General features: G+C 62.4%; 14 protein-coding genes and 4 tRNA genes. 9 read left to right on the top strand and 9 right to left on the bottom strand.

The genetic code is table 11. The features are described from left to right. The first annotated feature begins 2 nt into the window (after positions 1–2). From ACB033_RS20590 to ACB033_RS20580, 3 genes are all read left to right on the top strand, one after another. Positions 3–665, top strand: coding sequence for a CatB-related O-acetyltransferase (locus ACB033_RS20590; RefSeq protein WP_019839357.1), 663 nt, complete (start codon positions 3–5; stop codon positions 663–665). Further along, positions 662–1,702 carry an alpha/beta fold hydrolase gene (locus ACB033_RS20585; RefSeq protein ID WP_139725590.1) on the top strand — a complete coding sequence of 347 codons (1,041 nt, stop codon included), beginning with the start codon at positions 662–664 and terminating at the stop codon, positions 1,700–1,702. The genes ACB033_RS20590 and ACB033_RS20585 overlap by 4 nt, the downstream gene beginning before the upstream one ends. A 93-nt stretch (positions 1,703–1,795) precedes the next feature. Beyond that, positions 1,796–2,608 carry a Cof-type HAD-IIB family hydrolase gene (locus ACB033_RS20580; RefSeq protein ID WP_017780337.1) on the top strand — a complete coding sequence of 271 codons (813 nt, stop codon included), beginning with the start codon at positions 1,796–1,798 and terminating at the stop codon, positions 2,606–2,608. Between the two features lie 81 nt (positions 2,609–2,689). Here ACB033_RS20580 and ACB033_RS20575 read toward each other — a convergent pair whose 3' ends face one another. Genes ACB033_RS20575 through ACB033_RS20565 form a run of 3 tightly spaced genes read right to left on the bottom strand, consistent with a single transcriptional unit; the run spans position 2,690 to position 7,609 of the window. Continuing rightward, positions 2,690–3,967, bottom strand: a complete 1,278-nt coding sequence (locus ACB033_RS20575; RefSeq protein ID WP_139725591.1) for a sigma-54 dependent transcriptional regulator — start codon at positions 3,965–3,967, stop codon at positions 2,690–2,692. Further along, positions 3,951–6,386 carry an ATP-binding protein gene (locus tag ACB033_RS20570; protein ID WP_139725592.1) on the bottom strand — a complete coding sequence of 812 codons (2,436 nt, stop codon included), beginning with the start codon at positions 6,384–6,386 and terminating at the stop codon, positions 3,951–3,953. The genes ACB033_RS20575 and ACB033_RS20570 overlap by 17 nt, the downstream gene beginning before the upstream one ends. Beyond that, entirely contained in the window at positions 6,383–7,609 is a 1,227-nt protein-coding gene (locus ACB033_RS20565; protein ID WP_371140722.1) for an ABC transporter substrate-binding protein, read from the bottom strand. Before ACB033_RS20565 ends, ACB033_RS20570 begins: the two co-directional genes overlap by 4 nt. 347 nt (positions 7,610–7,956) lie before the next feature. Here ACB033_RS20565 and ACB033_RS20560 point away from each other — a divergent pair, with 347 nt between their 5' ends. Then, positions 7,957–9,294: an MFS transporter gene (locus tag ACB033_RS20560; protein WP_005307086.1), complete on the top strand. Its 1,338-nt coding sequence runs from the start codon at positions 7,957–7,959 to the stop codon at positions 9,292–9,294. Between the two features lie 71 nt (positions 9,295–9,365). Here the strand turns inward: ACB033_RS20560 and ACB033_RS20555 are convergent, their stop codons facing one another. The 6 genes from ACB033_RS20555 to ACB033_RS20530 form a co-directional block, all read right to left on the bottom strand. After that, on the bottom strand, positions 9,366–9,890 hold the full coding sequence (locus ACB033_RS20555) for a lectin (RefSeq protein ID WP_017766490.1): 525 nt from the start codon (positions 9,888–9,890) through the stop codon (positions 9,366–9,368). 14 nt (positions 9,891–9,904) lie between these two features. Beyond that, on the bottom strand, positions 9,905–10,381 hold the full coding sequence (locus ACB033_RS20550) for a ricin-type beta-trefoil lectin domain protein (RefSeq protein ID WP_306729537.1): 477 nt from the start codon (positions 10,379–10,381) through the stop codon (positions 9,905–9,907). Between the two features lie 181 nt (positions 10,382–10,562). Beyond that, positions 10,563–10,639 (bottom strand) — tRNA-Pro (locus ACB033_RS20545). 64 nt (positions 10,640–10,703) lie between these two features. After that, a tRNA-Leu gene (locus tag ACB033_RS20540) sits at positions 10,704–10,789 on the bottom strand. Positions 10,790–10,809: 20 nt separating this feature from the next. After that, positions 10,810–10,885, bottom strand: a tRNA-His gene (locus ACB033_RS20535). 50 nt (positions 10,886–10,935) lie between these two features. Beyond that, positions 10,936–11,012, bottom strand: a tRNA-Arg gene (locus ACB033_RS20530). Positions 11,013–11,272: 260 nt separating this feature from the next. On the opposite strand from ACB033_RS20530, the gene ACB033_RS20525 reads away from it, so the two are divergent. From ACB033_RS20525 to gorA, 5 genes are all read left to right on the top strand, one after another. Further along, complete coding sequence (locus ACB033_RS20525; protein WP_019839352.1) at positions 11,273–11,836, top strand: TetR/AcrR family transcriptional regulator; 564 nt, start codon at positions 11,273–11,275, stop codon at positions 11,834–11,836. A gap of 32 nt (positions 11,837–11,868) precedes the next feature. After that, positions 11,869–12,975, top strand: a complete 1,107-nt coding sequence (locus tag ACB033_RS20520) for an efflux RND transporter periplasmic adaptor subunit (RefSeq protein ID WP_005307097.1) — start codon at positions 11,869–11,871, stop codon at positions 12,973–12,975. Between the two features lie 15 nt (positions 12,976–12,990). Continuing rightward, positions 12,991–16,071, top strand: coding sequence for a multidrug efflux RND transporter permease subunit (locus tag ACB033_RS20515; protein ID WP_010635626.1), 3,081 nt, complete (start codon positions 12,991–12,993; stop codon positions 16,069–16,071). 122 nt (positions 16,072–16,193) lie between these two features. Further along, on the top strand, positions 16,194–18,161 hold the full coding sequence (locus ACB033_RS20510; protein WP_185450505.1) for an ATP-binding protein: 1,968 nt from the start codon (positions 16,194–16,196) through the stop codon (positions 18,159–18,161). A gap of 76 nt (positions 18,162–18,237) precedes the next feature. Then, positions 18,238–19,587, top strand: a complete 1,350-nt coding sequence (gorA, locus tag ACB033_RS20505; protein ID WP_010635624.1) for a glutathione-disulfide reductase — start codon at positions 18,238–18,240, stop codon at positions 19,585–19,587. Positions 19,588–19,655: the final 68 nt, after the last annotated feature.

Below are 19,655 nucleotides of genomic sequence, written 5' to 3'. Positions count from 1 at the left end.
TAATGAATAGTCCCTTTGGCAGCTGGCTGGAGTCCCAGGTAATACGGGAGCATCTCAGCAACCCCAATATCGAGGCGGGCGACTACAGCTACTACTCCGGCTACTACCATGGCAAGACGTTCGAGGATCACTGCGTACGCTATCTGCTGGGTGACGGCTCGACCCGGGAGACCTGGGAGAGCGGCATCTGGGGCGAGGTGGATCGCCTGCTCATCGGCAAGTTCTGCTCCATCGGCTCGGGTGCCACCTTCCTGCTGGCCGGCAATCAGGGCCATCGCATGGAGTGGGTATCCACCTTCCCGTTCGATCCGGCCACCTTTGGCGACGGGGTGCAGAGCGGCTTTCAGCGCAAGGGGGATACCCGGGTCGGCAATGATGTCTGGATCGGCTCGGAAGCCATGATCATGCCCGGCATCACCATAGGCGATGGCGCCGTTATCGCCACCCGCGCCGTGGTCACCCGGGATGTGGAGCCCTACACCATAGTCGGCGGCAACCCGGCCAAGCCGATCCGTCGCCGCTTCGGCGATGAGCAGATTGCCCTGCTGCAAGAGATGCGGTGGTGGGACTGGCCGCTGCCGCGCCTGCAGGCGGCCATGCCGCTGCTCTGCTCGGGCGACATCGAGGGGCTTTACCAGCACTGGCAGCAAGAGTCGGCATCATGAAGCTGATATCGCCCGCCCTGCTGGCCCTGACCCTGTTTTCTGCCGGAGCCCTCGCCGTGAACAATCCCTACCAGCTGACGCCGGAAGCCGACGTCGCCACCCTCCATCAGCAGACGCTGCCCGACTTCTGGCGCCAGCACGCCGTCGAAAGCGCCTTCAAGGGCAAGGATGGCATCACCATCCGCTATGCCGCCCTGCGCCAGGCCAAGGTCGATCGCGCCATCCTCATCGTCAACGGCCGGGTCGAAAGCTACCTCAAGTATCAGGAGCTGGCCTGGGATCTGTGGCGTCAGGGCTACAGCCTCTACCTCATCGACCACCGCGGCCAGGGCTTGTCCGATCGGCTGCTGGCCGACCCGGAGAAGGGATATGTCGACCAGTTCGACGATTATGTGCTCGATCTCAAGCAGTTTCATGACGAGGTGATCGCCCCGGACCAACCCGCCAAGCTGTTCCTGCTGGCCCACTCCATGGGCGGCGCCATCTCGGCCCGCTATCTGGAGCGCTGGCCCGGTGACATCGAGGCGGCCGTGCTCTCCTCCCCCATGATGGGCATCAACTTGGGCGGCCTGCCCAAGTGGCTGGCCAAGGGGCTGGCGGCCACCATAGGCACGGTCGGCTGCTGGCTGGGCGAGCCTCCCTACGGCCCGGGTCAGGGCCCGTACGAGAGCCACGCCTTTGCTGACAACGGTCTGAGCCACAGCGAAGCCCGCTATCAGGCCTTCCGCGAGCTCTATGAGCAGCGCCCGCAGATCAAGCTGGGGGGCGCCACCGCCCACTGGATCTATCAGGGGCTGACGGGGGCGGACGCCGCCGTGGCCGGGGCCGGCGCCATCAAGACGCCGCTGCTGCTGCTGCAGGCTGGTGACGACAGCGTGGTGGACAACGCCGCGCAGGACGCCTTCTGCGCGCACGCTCGCTGCGAAGGGGGCAAGCCGCTGCGCATCGAAGGAGCCTGGCACGAGCTGTTCATGGAGGCCGATCCCCAGCGCCAGGCCGCACTCAACGCCACCTTGGCCTTCTTCGCGCGCTACTAGCGGCTGGTTATTTTTTGTATCCCTAAATAAATGGGGTCGTGGGAGCGGTTGCTGTACACTGCTCCCGCTTTCATTCGTAACCCCGAGGTGATGATGTATAAGGTCGTTGTATCTGATCTCGATGGCACCCTGCTCAACGGGCAGCACCAGATCTCCCCCCGCACCCGCGATACCCTGCACCGTCTGGTGGATCAGGGAGTCAAGTTCGTAGTGGCCACCGGCCGTCACCATGTGGATGTGCGCAGCATCCGCGACACGCTCGGGCTCGACATCTATCTCATCACCTCCAATGGCGCCGTGGTGCACGACAAGCAGGATCAACTGATCTTCAACCAGGCCCTGCCGGACAGCGTGGCGGCCGAGCTGATCGCGCTGGAGCGAGACCCCTCCATCCATATCAACCTCTACTACGGCGACGAGTGGCTGGTAGAAGAGGAGATGCCTTGGCTGCTGCAGTTCCATCATGAATCCGGCTTCAGCTACCGCCTGACCGATCTCGCCAGCCACCCGCTGGACAAGGTCAACAAGGTGTTTTACATCGGCGAGCACGAGAAGCTGCTGCAGATCGAGACAGAGCTGAACCAGCGTTATGGTGATCGGCTCAACGTCACCTTCTCCCTGCCGGACTGCCTCGAGGTGATGCACGCCGGGGTGCACAAGGGCAATGCGGTGCGCGCCGTGCTGGAGCAGCACGGGCTGGAGATGTCCCAGGCAGTGGCCTTCGGCGACGGTATGAACGACTTCGAGATGCTGAGCATGGTCGGCCGCGGCGTGGTGATGGGCAATGCCCACGACCGGCTCAAGCTGGCGCTGGCCAGCCACGAGCAGACCCTGAGCTCCGACGAGGACGGCGTCGCCGTCTATCTGGAGCAGCTGTTCGCCCTGCAAGGCGTCGACGTCGCCTGAGACAAGGCACCATGAGCCACGCTGCGGCTCATGGCGTGCTCCCACCCGGATAATCCTCCGAACGAGCAGGCCGGCAACCCCTCAGGTGGCCGGCTTGAACTGCTCCTTGTCGAGCTGATGCTTCTTCATGCGCAGGTAGAGCTTCTTGCGCGGAATGCCGAGGTACTGGGCGGCGTCGGTCACCCGGCCGGAGAAGAGGAACAGGGTATCCTCGATCACCCGCCGCTCGAACTCCTCCACCAGATCGTCCAGCGGCTCTTTGCCGCTCGCCAGCGGCATGGCCCGCTCCGCACCGGCCAGCTTGACGATCCCCACCGCATAGAGCTCGGCCACGTTGCGCAGTTCACGCAGATTGCCGGGCCACTGATGCCGCTTGAGCGTCTCCAGATAGGCGCGATCCACCGCCGGCACCGGCCGGCCGATGCGCTTGCAGCCCTGTCGCAGAAAGGCCCGGAACAGGGGAATGATGTCGCAGCTGCGCTCCACCAGCCGCGGCAGCCTGAGCCGCACCTGGGAGAGGAAGTAGTAGAGCTCAGGCATCAGCTGCTGGCGCTCCACCAGCGCCTCCGGCGACTCCTCGAACAGCGCTATGGTGCGCAGCGACTTGCCTCCCTTGCGCTCCTGATCCAGCAGGTGGTTGCCGAGCCAGCGCTGGCAGTCGGCGCTCAGGCGGGCCGGGGATTGCAGCACCAGGGTACCCTGCCCCGCCAGTGCCAGGCTGGCCTGCACTTCCGCCAGGCTGGGTGCCGACCCGCAGTCGTGCAGCTGGAAGGCCTGCTCCCGCCGGGCGCTGATCCTGTGCAGCAGCCGGGCCAGGGTGTGGCGGCCAGAGCCGGCCGGCCCCTCCAGCAGCAGATCCTTGTCGGTCTGCGCCAGCTGGTTGAGCTGGCCGCGGATCGCCACTATCTGCGGGCTGGTACCGATCAGTTCGTCATCCACCGTCGCCTGGATCTCGCTGCGGCGCGCCAGCACGGCGGTGCGCTGCTGGCAGGCCCGCTCCAGCAGGCCCAGCAGATCCTGGGGATGAAGCGGTTTCTCCAGAAAGTCGAACGCCCCCTGCTTCACCGCCTTCACCGCCAGCGGAATGTCGCCGTGGCCGGTGATCATGATGACCGGGATCTCGGCATCTATCTCGTGCACCCGGGCCAACAGCTCCATGCCGTTCATGGCGGGCATGTAGATGTCAGAGACCAGCACCCCGGGCCACTGGCCGGCCAGCAGTTCCAGCGCCTCGTGGGGGGAGGTGGTCGCCCTCGGCTGGTAGCCGGAGAGCCGCAACAGGTGGCAATAGGACTCCAGCACGTCCTCGTCATCGTCCACCAGCAGCACGTTGGCGGGACGGTTAGCGGGCAACAGCATAGATGGCACTCTCCTCGTTCTGATGGGCGTTCGACCCGGCAGGGTCGACCGCCGCCAATTCCACTATCACCATGGCGCCGCCAGTCAGCGCCGAGCCCAGCATGATCTCCCCGCCGCAGCGGGCCAGCAGGGAGCGGCAGATGGTCAACCCCAGTCCCAGCCCGACCTCCTTGGAGGTGGTGAAGGGGGTGAACAGCCTGGGCAGGATCGCCTCGCCGAAGCCGGCGCCGCTGTCGACCACCGCCAGCCGCAGCCGGGCGTCGCTCTGCGCCAGCAACTGCAGCCGGATCTCCCGCCGCGCCAGTCCGGCCACCGCGTCCAGCCCGTTTACCAGCAGGTTCACCAGCACCTGCTCCAGCAGCACTGGGTCGGTCTCGAGCCAGAGCCCCTCCGGCAACTCGTTGCAGAGGGTGCAGCCATCGCGTTTCGCCCGCGTCTCCAGCAGCAACACGGCCTGTTCGGCCAGCGCCCCCAGCTCGAGCCGGACCCGCACCTCCTCGGCCGGCGACTTGCGGGCGAAATGGCGCAGCGCATTGATGATGCGGCTCATGCGCCGCCCCAGATTGTCGAGCTTGCCCAGGTCCTGGTCCAGCGCCTGCAGCTGGCCGGCGGCGAGGGCCGCCCGGCTGGTGTAGAGGTAGGTCATCATCGCCGACAGCGGCTGGTTCAGCTCGTGGGCCAGGCTGGTCATCGCCTGCCCCACCACCGCCATCTTGGCCGCCTGGATCAGCTCATCCTGGGTCTGCAGCAGGGTGCGCTCCGCCTGCTGGCGCTGCACCACCTCCTCCGCCAGCAGCCGGTTGTTCTCGGTCAACTCGCGGGTACGCTCCGCCACCCGCAGGCTGAGCTCCCTGGCCGTCAGCTCCTGGCGGGTGACATCCGTGATGGTGATGATGAATCTGTACCCGCGCCCCTGTTCGAAGCGGCGCAGGTTGAGATGCAGGAAACGGGGCGTCTCGTCCTGATCGCAGGCCAGGGTGCACTCGCTGTGGCCGAGCCGGTGCAGCGGCTGGTCCGCCCCGAACTGCTCCGCCAGCATCGCCCTCGCCTCTGCCGGAAAGGCCTGCCACAACGGCCGGCCCGGCTCGACGCCGGTCTGCCGGAACAGGGTGAGCGCGCTCGGGTTGACCGACTCTATGGTGCCATCAGGATGGCAGGTGATGAGACAGGCCTGGGTGTTGTTGATGAGGTTGAGGGCATTGGCCCGCTCCATCTGCTGCAACTGCTGGCTGAAGTGGCGCAGGCTGTCGCCCAGTCGGCCGATCTCGTCCCGGCCGCTGGTGCTGACCGGCACGTCCAGCCGGCCTACCGCGACCCTGTCCAGCTCCTGCCCCAACAAGTCGAGCCGCTTGATCAGCCGGCGGCCTATCAGCACCACCAACACGAAGATGCTGAGCAGCAGGGTGAGCGCCAGCACCACCAGGATCACCAGCTTGCCGGTCGCCACCTGCTGGCTGCTGTCCTCCCCCAGCGCGCTGAGGGAGCGGTTGGCGTCGCTCACCATCAGGCTGACCTTCTGGTGATAGCGCGACACGGCGTCGTCCAGCCGGGGGCGCAGGGCCGTCAGCTGCTGATGGGTCTGCACATCCGCCAGCAGCAGCCGGTGCAGCGGGCCATCCGGCTTTACCAGGATGATGATGTCCTGCAGGATCTGGCGGTAGCTCACGGTCGAGGGGTACTCCGCCAGCCGCGAGGTCAGCTCGTCTATCTCGTCGATCTTGTAGCCGATGAACAGGAAGGCGCTCTCCAGATCCTGCTGATAACGCTGGGCGATCACCTCGCCGACCAGGGACTGCAGCTCGTTCTCCTTGAAGGTGAGATCCTGCAGGGCGGAGAACTCCTTGATGACATTGCCAAACTCGCTCATGTCGTCCGGGCTGGCCACCATGCCGGTCAGGTGCCACTCCACCTCCTGCAGCAGAGGGGCGGCATCGTCCACCAGATCCTGATGCAGCCAGTTGCTGCGCTTTTGCAGTTGCTGCAGGGTTTCGGCGTGCTCGATCTGCTGCTTGAGGTAGCGCCCGTGATCCGCCACCAGCGCGCTCAGCTCCTCGAACGCCTGGCGTTGCAAGGGTGTCTCCTGATCCCCCGGGGTGCCCAGCCGGTAGGCGCGCTGGATGTCCCGCAGGGTTGTCGACACCGCGTGGGAGAGGCGCTGGTACTGCACCGGATCCCGGGTGTCGCGCAGCTGGGCCAGCAGCAGCAACAGGCGGGAACTGGCCCGCTCCAGCTGATAGGCGTTGTCGATGGCGGGCAGGCTCTCCTCCACGATGAGGTGGATCTGCCGGCCCAGCCGATCCCACATCACATAGGCGGCCATGCCCATGGCGCCGGTCAGGGCAGTGATGGCCACGAAGGCGAGGATGAGCCGCCGCCCCAGGCTGCGCGGCATGGCCAGCAGGTGCCCCAGCCGGCTCATGGCCTGGCCGCCTGTTCGACCAGCCGCTGCGCCTCGTTCAGGCGCGCCTCGGTCGCCTGGCGCCACTGGTGCATCACCCGCTCCGCCTGCGGATTGCCCTGCTCCCGGTCATAGAGGCCGTCAAACAGCGCCAGCAGGGCCGGGTCCTGCGCCTCCTGCTCGCTCAGCGGCGGCGTGCTCGCCTTGGCGACGGCCTGCTCCAGCAGTGCAACCCGCCAGGGCTCGCCATGGGTATTCAACCCGTTGATCCCCTGCCAGGTCATCTTCAGCCTGGGCAGCTGCTGGGTGATGGCCTGCTCGAACAGGGCCTTGAGCAGGCCTGCCCGTCGATAGAGCAGCGCCTTGTCGGTGACGTAACGGGTCTGCCTGGCCAGCCTGGGCTGGCTCAGGGTGGCCTTGGCCATGCCGGGAGTGGCGAGGATCCCCTGCCCCTTGTCGGAGAGCAGGTACTGGATAAAGAGGGCGCCACTGTGCGGATTGTCCGAGCGACGGGGTACCCCCAGGTAGGTCGGCAGGATCACCGAGTCCGGCATGATGTTGAAGCCGACATGATCGAAGCGGGCCTGGCTGGTGAGGGCGTAGCTGTCGATCACCGGGCCGGCCCCCGCCAGACCGCGGCTGATGCCGTCGCTCACCCCGAAGCTGCGCGCCGTGATGGCCGACAGATTGCCACCCAGGCGCATCAGCAGGGCCCAGCCCTGCTGCCAGCCATATTGCTGCAGCACGCTCTCCACCATCATGTGGGTGGTGCCGGACTGGGAGGGGGAGCTCATCATCACGTGCCCCATGAAGAGCGGGGACGCCAGTTGCTGCCAACTGGTGGGCTGCGGCAGCTGATATTTGGCCAGATAATGGCGGTTATACATGATGCCACTGCTGGAATAACCGACCACGGCCACTTTATTGCCCAGCCCCAGGGTATGGGGAGCGAGCCATTTGGGCGGCATAGTTTCATTTGGCAAAGCCGCCAACAAACCGGCTTTGTCCAGCGTGTTAAAAAAAGTCGGCGAAGAGGACATGATAATATCGACTTGCGGTGCATCGGCCTCCGTTAATAAGCGCAGGGAGGGAATGGTGCGCCGATAAATAACTTCGACCCGGATCCCGGGATATTGTTCGGCAAAGCCCTCGATCACCGCCTTGACCGGCGCCTCCGAAAACGAGGTGAGCACCGTCAGTGAAGCGGCCTGCAGGGTGCTGAATGGCAACAAAACGCTGCCCATGAACAGGGCCAGCCGGCGGCAAAAGAGGTGCATGACTATCGGTCGACTCGCGCGTTAATTCAGGAATATGTGCAGTACATCTAATATTCGGCACATGCCGTAATTTTTATTTTCACGAGGATGAGCCAGTTCTGACTCATTATGCCTCGGCACGCGGCTATTGTTATTCATCGAATATCAATAGGACAGTTCAAATATGTCATTTTTGACTCATGGTTTTCCCATGATTGAGTCAGAGTTGACCCATATCCGGCTTTTTGCCGGCTGAATTTCTCCCTTCATATGATGGCAGCCGCTATCAGAGCTCCCTCTGAAACCATGCTGCCAAAATAGAAACGGAGAACCCCATGTTCAACTTCTTCAAGACGCGAGCCGACCTGCCGGTCATGGATGCCTCGCCCGATAAAATCCGCTCGATTTACCGCAAGTACCAGTGGCAGGTCTTCCTGGGGCTGGTACTGGGCTATGCCATGTTCTATGTCGTGCGCATGAGCCTCAACGTGGTCAAGAAACCCATGCTGGACTCCGGCGTGGTGACCCTGGAGGAGCTGGGGGTCATCGGCTCCGCCTTCCTGTTCACCTACGCCGTCGGCAAGTTCTCCAACGGCTTCCTCTCCGACTACGCCAACATAGGCCGCTTCATGTCGGTCTCGCTGGGGCTCTCGTCCATCTGCACCATCCTGATGGGTATGAACACCGCCACCTTCTTCCTGGTGCTGATGTGGGGCCTGAACGGCTGGTTCCAGTCCGTCGGCTCCGCCCCCTCCTGCGTCTCCATCTTCCAGTGGTTCTCCCCCAAGCAGCGGGGTTCGGTCTACTCGGTCTGGGGTGGCTCGCGCAACATAGGGGAAGGCATCTCCTGGATCCTGACCGCCACCATCGTCAGCTACTTCGGCTGGAAGGCCGGCTTCATCGGCGCCGGCATCGCCTCCCTGATCGCCGCCCTGTGCATGTATCTGGTACTGAAGGATCGGCCGCAGACCTATGCCCTGCCGGAGCCGGCCGTCGCCTTTGGTGAAGCCCCCGAGATCGCCAAGAAAGTGGATCCGGCCGAAATCCGCCGCGCCCAGCTGTTCGTGCTCAAGCAGCCCGTCGTCTGGCTCATCGCCGCCGCCTGCGCCTGCATGTACATGTCCCGCTACGCCATGAGCTCCTGGGCCGTGCTCTACCTGCAGGAGCAGAAGGGCTACAGCCTGATCGACGCCGGTTTCGCCATGTCGGCCTACCCCATCGCCGGCTTCCTCGGCGCCATCCTGGCCGGGATCATCTCCGACAAGGTATTCAACGCCAACCGTCACATTCCTACCCTGCTGTACGGATTGGCCAACGTGGCCGGCATGTGCCTGATGTTCTGGGGCCCGCAGAGCCGCATGATGGATGCCGTCGCGCTGGCCCTGATCGGCTACGCCATCGGTGGTCTGGTGGTGTTCCTGGCCGGTCTGACCGCCTGCGACCTGATGCCCAAGACGGCGGTCGGGGCCGTGAAAGGCTTCATCGGCCTCTGCTCCTACATCGCCGCCTCCATCCAGGAGCTGGTCTCCGCGGCCCTCATCAAGACCAGCGAGATCGACGGCGTGACCCACTATGACTTCAGCAGTGCCCAGTACTTCTGGCTAGGTGCCTCCGTGGTCTCCATGCTGCTCGCCATGACTGTGTGGAACGCCAAAAAAGTAGTCAACTACTGATCCCCGTTCACCGGGACACGCCAAAAAACAATGCCAGTCAGTTGATGCTGACTGGCATTGGCAATCCGGGGTTATTTTCTTCGAAAGCGCTGGTTGTCGCCCCCATGGCACTGCCAGAGGATCAGGGGAGTACCATTGGCACTGCCATCCTTGGATACGTCCAGACAGAGGTGACTGCTGCGGCTGACCAGCCGATCCCGCTCCCAGCGCCACTGCTGATTGCTGCCGCCATGGCAATCCCAGGCGATCACCCTGGCCCCGGTGTCGCGATCGCCGCCGGCCACGTCCAGGCACTTGCCGCCGACCTTCACCGCCTTGCCATCCAGACGAAAGCGCTGGTTCTCTCCGCCGTTGCAGTCCCAAAGCTGCAACTGGTTGCCATTGCGCACGCCACCGGCAATGTCGAGGCATTTGCCATTGGCTGCCAGCAACTGCCCCCCCGACTCTTCTCGCTTGCGGGCTTCCTTCTTCTCCTGCTTGTGGTCGTAGTAGGCGGCAGCACCTATGGCACCGATCACCACGGCCCCCAGCAGAAAATCCGAAGAGTCCAGACTCTGGCACCCTCCCAGCGAAAGCGAGAGACAGGCGGCAATCAAAGGAGATGGACGCATCACTCAATCCCCCCGACCAGGAAGCTCTGATTGGCACCGCCATAGCACTCTGCCAAACGCAAGGGCGTATTCGGGGTATGACGCCTCCCCGCGACATCCAGACAACGGGAGGCCTTGTTGTTGAACAGCTTGTCCTCCCGCCACACCCACTGGGCATGACCATCGCAGGGAGCCAGGATCAGCTCATTGCCGCTTCTGGCCTGCAGGCATGTCTCCTGCATCTTCAGCTCCCCCAGCGCCCACTCAAACGACCTGGTGTCTTTGCCACCGCACACCTGGGTGACGGCCTGCTGCCCGGCAACACCGACACAGAAGCCGTTGTAGGTCAGCAAGAGGGAGGAGGCAGACTCGCTCTGCGATTGGGAGACCATGGAGTTCATCACCTCATCCATCGGCGGCTTGAGGGTACAACCGCCCAGCAGCAGGGCGGCCATGACTGCGGGTCTGCAGGAGAAAATCGAGATTTTGTTATGCATAAAAAAGCCTGAAAGAGGTCTGTGACATCCGGTCACCAAGGACTCCAGCTGGCAGGATAACTGAAGGGGGGACAAGACTGCCCGGATAGAGTGTAAACAAACGTTACAGCGACGCGGCAAGCCGGGATGATAGGCAAGGCGGAAAGCAAAAAACCCCGCCGAAGCGAGGTTTTTCAGAATGTGGTCGGTGATAAAGGATTCGAACCTTTGACCCTCTGGTCCCAAACCAGATGCGCTACCGGGCTGCGCTAATCACCGAGAATATTTTGATTCTACAAAAAACAAAGACGACCATGCGGTCATCCTCGTTATACAGCAAGTATGGTGCGAAGAGAGGGACTCGAACCCTCACACCCGGGGGGCACTAACACCTGAAGCTAGCGCGTCTACCAATTCCGCCACCTTCGCGTACCTGACAAGCTGTAAAATGGGGTGGCTGATGGGGCTCGAACCCACGACAACCGGAATCACAATCCGGGACTCTACCAACTGAGCTACAGCCACCACAGCTGTTTTCGTTCTTCAACTCGCCCGTTTAACCGGCGCACTTTTGATGGTGCGCCCGACAGGATTCGAACCTGTGACCTCTGCCTCCGGAGGGCAGCGCTCTATCCAGCTGAGCTACGGGCGCTACGCTGTCGAACGGGGCGCAATATTAATGATGAGGGCCCACCTTGTCTACCCTTTTTTTATCAAGCCGAATCAACCGCTTGTTTTTCCATCGTTTCTGGCTTTTTTTAAGCGATTTTGTGTTATTCAGGCCAGTTCCGCCCCCTCCCCGCTACTTTTGCCCCCACCCCATCTTGCTGACAGCGATGGGCAAAACTTGACTTGCCTCAAAGCCTCCCTAGAATGAATGAACGTTCATTCAGCCGTTGTGATCATCCAATCATGAACAAGAAAGAACGCATTTTCGATGCGGCTCATGAAGTACTCGGCGAACAGGGTTTCCACGGCCTCTCCATTGCCGTGGTGGCCAAGAAAGCCAGAGTGGCGGCAGGCACCATCTATCGCTATTTCAGCGACAAGGATGACCTCATCCGTCAACTCTATCGGCACACCATCCTCCAGTGTCATCCCCTGGTCATGGAAGGCGTGCAGACAGAGGAGGTATCGTTCGAACAATTTCGGCGGCTGTGGCTCAACATCCACGCCATCTTTGTCGACGAACCGAACGCGCTCAAATGCAAATTGCAGTATGAAACATCCCCGCTGGGAGCGGAGCTGGAGCAGGACCCGGTCATCCAGGCCGCCTGGGCCCCGCTGGATCGCTTCTACGAACGGGGGATAGAACAGGGCCTGTTTATCGACCTGCCCGTTCGGGTACTGCAGGTGCTGAGCCTGGACTGTGTGGCGAACCTGGCGTTGCAAAGCCAGGTGCACCAATTCGAACTGACGCAAGAGCAGCTGGAAGCCGTGATCCGGGCCAGCTGGCGAGCCATTTTGACCCCTTAAACATTGCACTCATATCTCAGGAGCGAGAGTTCATGAAAAAGTGGATGAGCATCATGTTGCTCATCGCGCTGGCCCTGTTCGGCAGCGTGATTGGCTTCAACCTGTTCAAGCAAAAGATGATAGCCAACTACATGGCCAACATGCCGGAGCCCGAGTTCCCGGTCACCACCCACAAGGTGGAGACCCGTGACTGGGTACCGACAATCGAGGCGATCGGCTTCATCGAACCCAATCAGGGGGTGACCCTGTCGACCGAGCAGTCCGGTACCATCGACAGCATCTCCTTCGAATCCGGCGCCACCGTCAAGCTGGACCAGCTGCTGCTGAGCCTGGACGCCAGCGTCGAGAAGGCCAACCTGCGCGCCTCCATGGCCAAGCTGCCGGCGGCCAAGGCCAAGTACGAACGCTACCAGAACCTGTTTACCAAGGGTTCCATCTCCCGCGACCAGCTGGATGATGCCGAGGCGACCTATCGTTCCCTCGAGGCCGACATCGAGAGCCTGAAATCGACCATCGCCCGCCGCGAAGTGCGCGCACCGTTTGCCGGCGTGGTTGGCCTGCGCAACGTCTTCCTCGGTCAGTACCTGCAACCGGGCACCGACATAGTGCGGCTGGAAGACACCAGCGTGATGCGCCTGCGCTTCACAGTGCCGCAGACCGACATCTCCCGCATCAGCCTGAATCAGGAGATCCGGATCAACGTGGATGCCTACCCGAACCGCCAGTTCAAGGGTCACATCAGCGCCATCGAGCCGGCCGTCAACTACCAGAGCGGCCTGATCCAGGTGCAGGCGAACATCCCCAACAACGACGGCCTGCTGCGCTCCGGCATGTTTGCCCGCGCCAGCATCCTGCTGCCGGCCCAGAAAGACCAGATAGTGCTGCCGCAGACCGCCATCACCTTCACCCTGTACGGCGAGAACGTCTACCTGGTCAAGGAGCAGGACGGCGTGAAGCGCGTCGAGCAGGTGGTGGTCAAGGTGAGCGAGCGCAAGGGCAACGATGCCCACGTGGTCTCCGGCATCAAGGCGGGTGACGAAGTGGTCATGTCAGGCCAGGTACGCCTGAGCAACGGCGCCAAGGTAAAAATCGTGCAGGACCAGGGTCTGAAGGTTCCTGACCAGGCTCCCATGCTGTAAAACGCGGAGAGACAGATGCGCTTTACCGACATATTCATCAAACGGCCCATCCTGGCCATCTCGATCAGCTTCCTGATCGCGTTGCTGGGTTTGCAGGCCGTGTTCAAGATGCAGGTGCGGGAATACCCCGAGATGACCAACACGGTCGTCACGGTCAGCACCAGCTATTACGGCGCGAGTGCCGACCTGATCCAGGGCTTCATCACCCAGCCGCTGGAACAGGCCATCGCCCAGGCGGACAACATCGACTTCATGACGTCGTCCACCCAGCTCGGCAGCTCCACCATCACCGCTTACATGAAGCTCAACACCGATCCCAACGCCGCCCTGTCCGACATTCTGGCCAAGGTCAACTCGGTGCGATCGCAGCTGCCCAAGGAGTCGGAAGACCCCTCGGTCACCATGTCCACCGGCTCCACCACGGCGGTGCTCTACATCGGCTTCACCAGCCCAGAGCTCAACGCCAGCCAGATCACCGACTACCTGGAGCGGGTCATCAAGCCCCAGCTCTTCACCGTCGGCGGCGTCTCCAAGGTCGACATGTACGGCGGTACCAAGTACGCCCTGCGGGTATGGCTGGATCCGGCCAAGATGGCGGCGTTCAATCTGACCGCCGCGGACGTGATGAACGTGCTCAACAGCAACAACTATCAGTCCGCCACCGGCCAGGCTACCGGCTACTTCACCCTCTACAACGGCAACGCCGAGACCCAGGTCAACACCACCGAGGAGCTCGAGCGCCTGGTGGTCTCCACCCGTGACGGCAAGGTGATCCGCCTGGCCGACATCGCCAAGGTGACCCTGGAGAAGAGCCACGACACCTATCGCGCCACCGCCAACGGCCGCGAGGCCGTGGTACTGGCCATCAACGCGGCGCCGACCGCCAACCCGATCAACATCGCCCACGACGTGCTGGCGATGCTGCCGAGCCTGAAGAGCAACATGCCGAGCACCATGGAGGCCAACGTCCTCTATGACTCCACCGTGGCCATCAACGAATCGATCCACGAGGTGATCAAGACCATCGCCGAGGCAGCCGCCATCGTGCTGGTGGTGATCACCCTGTTCCTCGGCTCGTTCCGCGCGGTCATCATCCCGATTATCACCATCCCGCTCAGTCTGATCGGCGTGGTGATGGTGATGCAGATGTTCGGCTTCTCCATCAACCTGATGACCCTGCTGGCCATGGTGCTGGCCATCGGCCTGGTGGTGGATGACGCCATCGTGGTGCTGGAGAACGTGGATCGTCACGTCAAGGAGGGGGAAGATCCGTTCCGTGCCGCCATCATAGGCACCCGCGAGATCGCCGTGCCGGTCATCGCCATGACGGTCACCCTGGCCGCCGTGTACGCGCCGATCGCCCTGATGGGGGGCATCACCGGCTCCCTGTTCAAGGAGTTCGCGCTGACCCTGGCGGGCGCCGTGTTCGTCTCCGGCATCATAGCCCTGACTCTGTCGCCCATGATGTGCGCCAAGATGCTCAAGGCCAACGAGGAGCCGGGCAAGTTCGAAAGCACGGTACACCACCTGCTCGAGCGCATGACGGTACGCTACGACGCCATGCTGCACGCCGTGATGCAAAAGCGCATCGTGGTGGTGCTGTTCGCCGTTATCGTGTTCGCCAGCCTGCCGATGCTGTTCAAGTTCATCCCGAGCGAGCTCGCGCCGAACGAGGACAAGGGCGTCATGGCCGTGCTGGGGACCGCCCCCTCCAACGTCAACCTGGACTACATCCAGGGGACCATGGAGCAGGTGAACAAGGTGCTGGACTCCCAGCCGGAAGTGGCCTTCTCCCAGGTCTTCTCCGGGGTGTTCAACGCCAACCAGGCGTTCGGCATCGCCTCCATGGTGCCGTGGAGCCAGCGTGAAGCGAGCCAGAAAGAGGTGCTGGACCGGGTGGCCGGGCTGGTGAAAGACGTGCCCGGCATGTCCATCACCACCTTCCAGTTCCCGGAACTGCCAGGCGCCTCGAGCGGCCTGCCAGTGCAGTTCGTCATCACCACGCCGAACAACTTCGAGAGCCTCTATCAGGTGGCCAGCGAGATCCTGACCGCAGCCCAGGGGAGCGGACGCTTCGTCTACTCCGAGCTGGACCTGCAGTACGACTCCGCCACCATGAAGATCAAGATCGACAAGGACAAGGCGGGTGCCTACGGCATCACCATGCAGGACATCGGCATCACCCTGGGCACCATGATGTCGGACGGTTACGTCAACCGCATCGACCTGGATGGCCGCTCCTACGAGGTGATCCCGCAAGTCGAGCGCAAATACCGCCTCAACCCCGAGTCGATCAAGGGCTACTACGTGCGGGCGGCCGATGGCAAATCCATCCCGCTCGGCAGCCTGATCAGCATCGAGGTGATCGGTGAACCGCGCTCCCTGCCCCACTTCAACCAGCTCAACTCCGCCACCATAGGTGCCGTGCTGATGCCTGGCACCACCATGGGTGATGCCATCAACTGGCTCAACACCACGGCGGACGAGAAGCTGCCGCAGGGCTACCGTTACGACTTCATGGGCGAGGCCCGCCAGTTCGTGACCGAGGGCAGCGCCCTGTACGCCACCTTCGGTCTGGCGCTGGCCATCATCTTCCTGGTGCTGGCGATCCAGTTCGAATCGGCCCGTGACCCGCTGGTGATCATGGTCTCCGTGCCGCTGGCCATCAGCGGGGCACTGATCGCCCTGGCCTGGGGTGCCGCCACCATGAACATCTACTCCCAGGTGGGTCTGATCACCCTGGTCGGCCTGATTACCAAGCACGGCATCCTGATCTGTGAAGTGGCGAAGGAGGAGCAGCTGCTGCACGGCCGCAACCGGATAGAAGCCGTCATGACCGCAGCCAAGGTGCGTCTGCGCCCCATCCTGATGACCACGGCCGCCATGATCGCCGGTCTCATCCCGCTGCTCTATGCCACGGGGGCCGGGGCTGCCCAGCGCTTCAGCATCGGCATCGTGATCGTGGCCGGTCTGGCCATAGGTACCGTGTTCACCCTGTTCGTACTGCCGGTGATCTACACCTACCTGGCCTCCGAACACAAACCGCTGCCGGTATTTGATGAATCCATTCCGCCCAAGGCGAAAGGGAGTCATTAAAAACCTTTTTGAATCAACAAGGCCCCATTTCGGGGCCTTGTTTTTATCACGCGAACGAAACACGACATAAGTGCATGAAGCAGTTAAACTAAATGGCAATATATCCAGACCGCAAGGACGCCATGTCAGGACTCTTCTCCAAGACCGCTAGGGCCGTCGGCCGTAACGGACTCTCATACCGCCTGCTCTCCTACATTCTGGTGTGCAGTACCGTATTGGCGATGATCATTACGGTGTTGCAGCTTGCCTGGGATTACCGCAAGGACGTGGCCGTCATCGAGGACAGCATCGGCCAGATCGAGGCCTCCTTCCTGCAGCCCATCGCCGCCAGCCTGTGGAACCTGGATGAAGAGCAGGTGAAGGTGCAGATCGAGGGCATCATGAACCTGCCCAACATGCAGTTCGTGATGGTGAAGGAGATGCTCGGCAACTCGGAAGTGCCGCTGCTGACCCAGGGAGTGGAGCGGGAAAGCTACGACATCTCCCGCGAGTTCAACCTCACCTATCAGGGCGAGGTGGTGGGCAAGCTGTTCGTCGCCGCTTCGCTGGAGCAGATCTACCAGCGCCTCATCGAAAAATCCGTGCTGATCATGGTCAGCCAGACCATCAAGACCCTGGTGGTCTCGTTTTGCATCCTGATCATCATTTATTACCTGGTGGTGCGTCACCTCAACCGCATCGCCCACTACGCCCAGAAGTTGAATCTGGACCGGCTCACCAACGAGCTGACCCTGGAGGGGCGCCAGCTGCCCCGCAAGAAACCTGACGAGCTCGACACCCTGGTCGCCACCCTCAACCAGATGCGCACCCGGCTGCTCGACGAATTTGCGGCGCGCCATCAAGCCGCCGAACAGCTGCAGCAGGAGCGGGACTTCTCCGCCACCCTGATCAACTCCGCCAACATGGTCATCTGCTGCATGGAGCCGGACCTCAACATCGCCAGCATCAACCCGGCGGCCATACTGCTGACCGGCTACCACCAGCAGGAGATACTGCAGCACAACTGGCTGGATCTGTTCGTCAGCAAGGAGCAGCGCGACCAGCTGGCGGCCACCCTGGCCGATCACGGCTCCATCGAAGACAAAGAGGTCATGATGCATGACCAGCAGGGCCACGAGCTGGTGCTGCAGTGGACCTTCGCCCCCTTCTACGAGGGGCCCAACCTCAAGTATCTGATCGGCTTCGGCTACGACATCACCCGCCTCAAGAAAGTGGAGCGGGAAATCATCCAGCTCAACGAACAGCTGGAAGGCAAGGTGGTGGAGCGTACCCGCAGCCTGAGCGATGCCAACGACCAGCTGGGCAAGGCCTACGACGATCTGAAACAGGCCCAGCAGACCCTGGTGGAGTCGGAGAAGATGGCCTCCCTCGGTTCCCTGGTGGCCGGCGTGGCCCACGAGATCAACACCCCCATCGGCATCAGCGTGACCGCCTCCTCCTACCTGCAGGAGCGGGTGGCCGACTTCAAGCAGCACATCGAATCCAAGCAGCTGTCGCGCTCCTATCTCACCGAATTCACCGTCAATCTGGATGAATCCATGCAGCTGCTGCAGGGCAACCTGCGCCGCGCCTCCGAGCTCATAGCCAGCTTCAAGCAGGTGGCGGTGGACCAGTCGTCCGAGGCGCGCTACAACTTCAGCCTCGCCGACAACTTGCATCAGGTAGTGGTCTCCCTCGGCCACAAGCTGAAGAAGGCCCAGTGCGAGGTGGATATCCAGTGCGATCCCAAGCTGTCGATCTTCTCCTTCCCCGGCAGCTTCACCCAGATCTATTCGAACCTGATCCTCAACTCCATCAACCACGGTTTCGACAACTGGGACAAACCCAAGAAGATCACCATCAAGGTAGAGCAACAGGGTGAAGAGCTGCTGATCGACTACAGCGACAACGGCCGCGGCATCCCGCCCGAGATACTGCCGCGCATCTTCGATCCCTTCGTCACCTCCAAGCGGGGCCAAGGCGGCAGCGGGCTCGGCACCCACATCATCTACAACCTGGTAGTGCAGCTGCTGCGCGGTCGCATCAACTGCATCAGCGAACCGGAGCAAGGTGCCCAGTTCCATATTCGCCTGCCGATCCAACATAACTGAGTACTGGCTCTTGTGAGCCAGCCGCTTTATCCCCATCATGCTGTGATTGCATTCTTAATGAGCGGAGAACCTCGCAATGGCACAGCATTTTGACTATATCGCCATCGGCGGCGGCAGCGGCGGCATCGCCTCGGCCAACCGGGCTGCCATGTACGGTAAGAAAGTTGCCCTGATTGAAGCCAAAGAGTTGGGTGGAACCTGCGTCAACGTCGGCTGCGTGCCGAAGAAGGCCATGTGGTATGCCGGCCAGATCGCCGATGCCCTGAAATATGGCGCCGACTACGGCTTCGACACCACTCTCAACCACTTCAGCTGGGCCAAGCTGGTCGAGTCCCGCCAGGCCTATATCGGCCGCATTCATCAGTCCTACCAGAACGTGCTGGGCAAGAACCAGATCACCGTCATCAAGGGCTTCGCCCGCTTCGTCAGCAGCAACACCATCGAGGTGAACGGCGAGCAGTACAGCGCCGATCACATCCTGATCGCCACCGGCGGCCGCCCCGAAGTGCCGGCCATTCCGGGTGCCGAGCTGGGCATCGACTCCGACGGCTTCTTCGAGTTGCAAGAACAACCCAAACGGGTTGCCGTGGTGGGTGCCGGTTATATCGCGGTGGAGATCGCCGGCGTGATGCAGGCGCTCGGCTCCGAGACCCACCTGGTGGTGCGCAAGCACGCGCCGCTGCGCAACTTCGATCCCATGATCCACGAGACCCTGGTGGAGATCATGGCGCAGGAAGGGCCCAAGCTGCACACCCACGCCATTCCGAAAGCCGTGGTCAAGAACGCCGATGAGAGCCTGACTCTGCAGCTGGAAGATGGTCGCCACCTCACCGTCGACTGCCTGATCTGGGCCATCGGCCGAGTCCCGGCCACCGACAACCTCAACCTGGCCGCCACCGGCATCGCGCTTGACGAGAAGGGCTTTATCCCGACCGACAAGTTCCAGAATACCGCCGTCGCCAACCTCTATGCCGTCGGTGACAACACCGGCCGGATCCAGCTCACCCCGGTGGCCGTCGCGGCGGGCCGTCGTCTCTCCGAGCGGCTGTTCAACAACAAGCCGAACGAGCACCTAAACTACGATCTGGTGCCGACCGTGGTATTCAGCCACCCCCCCATCGGCACCATAGGGCTGACCGAGCCGGAAGCCATCGCCGAATACGGTGAAGATCAGGTCAAGGTCTACCGCAGCCAGTTCACCGCCATGTACTCGGCGCTGACCCAGCATCGCCAGCCCACCCGGATGAAACTGGTCTGCGTCGGCCCGGAAGAGAAGGTGGTCGGCCTGCACGGCATCGGCTTTGCCATGGACGAGATCCTGCAGGGTTTCGGCGTCGCCATGAAGATGGGTGCCACCAAGGCGGACTTCGACAACTGCGTCGCCATCCATCCGACCAGTGCGGAAGAGTTTGTCACCATGCGCTGAGGGAGCTAGGGCATAGAGGTCAAACCGGCCACTGCGTTCCCACTCCCCATCCCACCAGCGCGGAAGAG

Origin of the sequence: Aeromonas sp. S15(2024), from assembly GCF_041402265.1 — a bacterium.
Taxonomy (GTDB): domain Bacteria; phylum Pseudomonadota; class Gammaproteobacteria; order Enterobacterales; family Aeromonadaceae; genus Aeromonas; species Aeromonas dhakensis.
Note: the sequence above shows the minus strand (reverse complement) of the source record. Positions and strands in the feature narration are given on the sequence as shown.

Bases quoted from the DNA above. Each gene is read 5' to 3' on its own strand.
- ACB033_RS20580 (WP_017780337.1), top strand. From the start codon at position 1,796: ATGTATAAGGTCGTTGTATCTGATCTCGATGGCACCCTGCTCAACGGG.
- gorA (WP_010635624.1), top strand. From the start codon at position 18,238: ATGGCACAGCATTTTGACTATATCGCCATCGGCGGCGGCAGCGGCGGC.
- ACB033_RS20590 (WP_019839357.1), top strand. From the start codon at position 3: ATGAATAGTCCCTTTGGCAGCTGGCTGGAGTCCCAGGTAATACGGGAG.
- ACB033_RS20515 (WP_010635626.1), top strand. From the start codon at position 12,991: ATGCGCTTTACCGACATATTCATCAAACGGCCCATCCTGGCCATCTCG.
- ACB033_RS20565 (WP_371140722.1), bottom strand. From the start codon at position 7,609: ATGGGCAGCGTTTTGTTGCCATTCAGCACCCTGCAGGCCGCTTCACTG.
- ACB033_RS20550 (WP_306729537.1), bottom strand. From the start codon at position 10,381: ATGCATAACAAAATCTCGATTTTCTCCTGCAGACCCGCAGTCATGGCC.
- ACB033_RS20510 (WP_185450505.1), top strand. From the start codon at position 16,194: ATGTCAGGACTCTTCTCCAAGACCGCTAGGGCCGTCGGCCGTAACGGA.
- ACB033_RS20560 (WP_005307086.1), top strand. From the start codon at position 7,957: ATGTTCAACTTCTTCAAGACGCGAGCCGACCTGCCGGTCATGGATGCC.
- ACB033_RS20570 (WP_139725592.1), bottom strand. From the start codon at position 6,386: ATGAGCCGGCTGGGGCACCTGCTGGCCATGCCGCGCAGCCTGGGGCGG.
- ACB033_RS20575 (WP_139725591.1), bottom strand. From the start codon at position 3,967: ATGCTGTTGCCCGCTAACCGTCCCGCCAACGTGCTGCTGGTGGACGAT.
- ACB033_RS20585 (WP_139725590.1), top strand. From the start codon at position 662: ATGAAGCTGATATCGCCCGCCCTGCTGGCCCTGACCCTGTTTTCTGCC.
- ACB033_RS20520 (WP_005307097.1), top strand. From the start codon at position 11,869: ATGAAAAAGTGGATGAGCATCATGTTGCTCATCGCGCTGGCCCTGTTC.
- ACB033_RS20525 (WP_019839352.1), top strand. From the start codon at position 11,273: ATGAACAAGAAAGAACGCATTTTCGATGCGGCTCATGAAGTACTCGGC.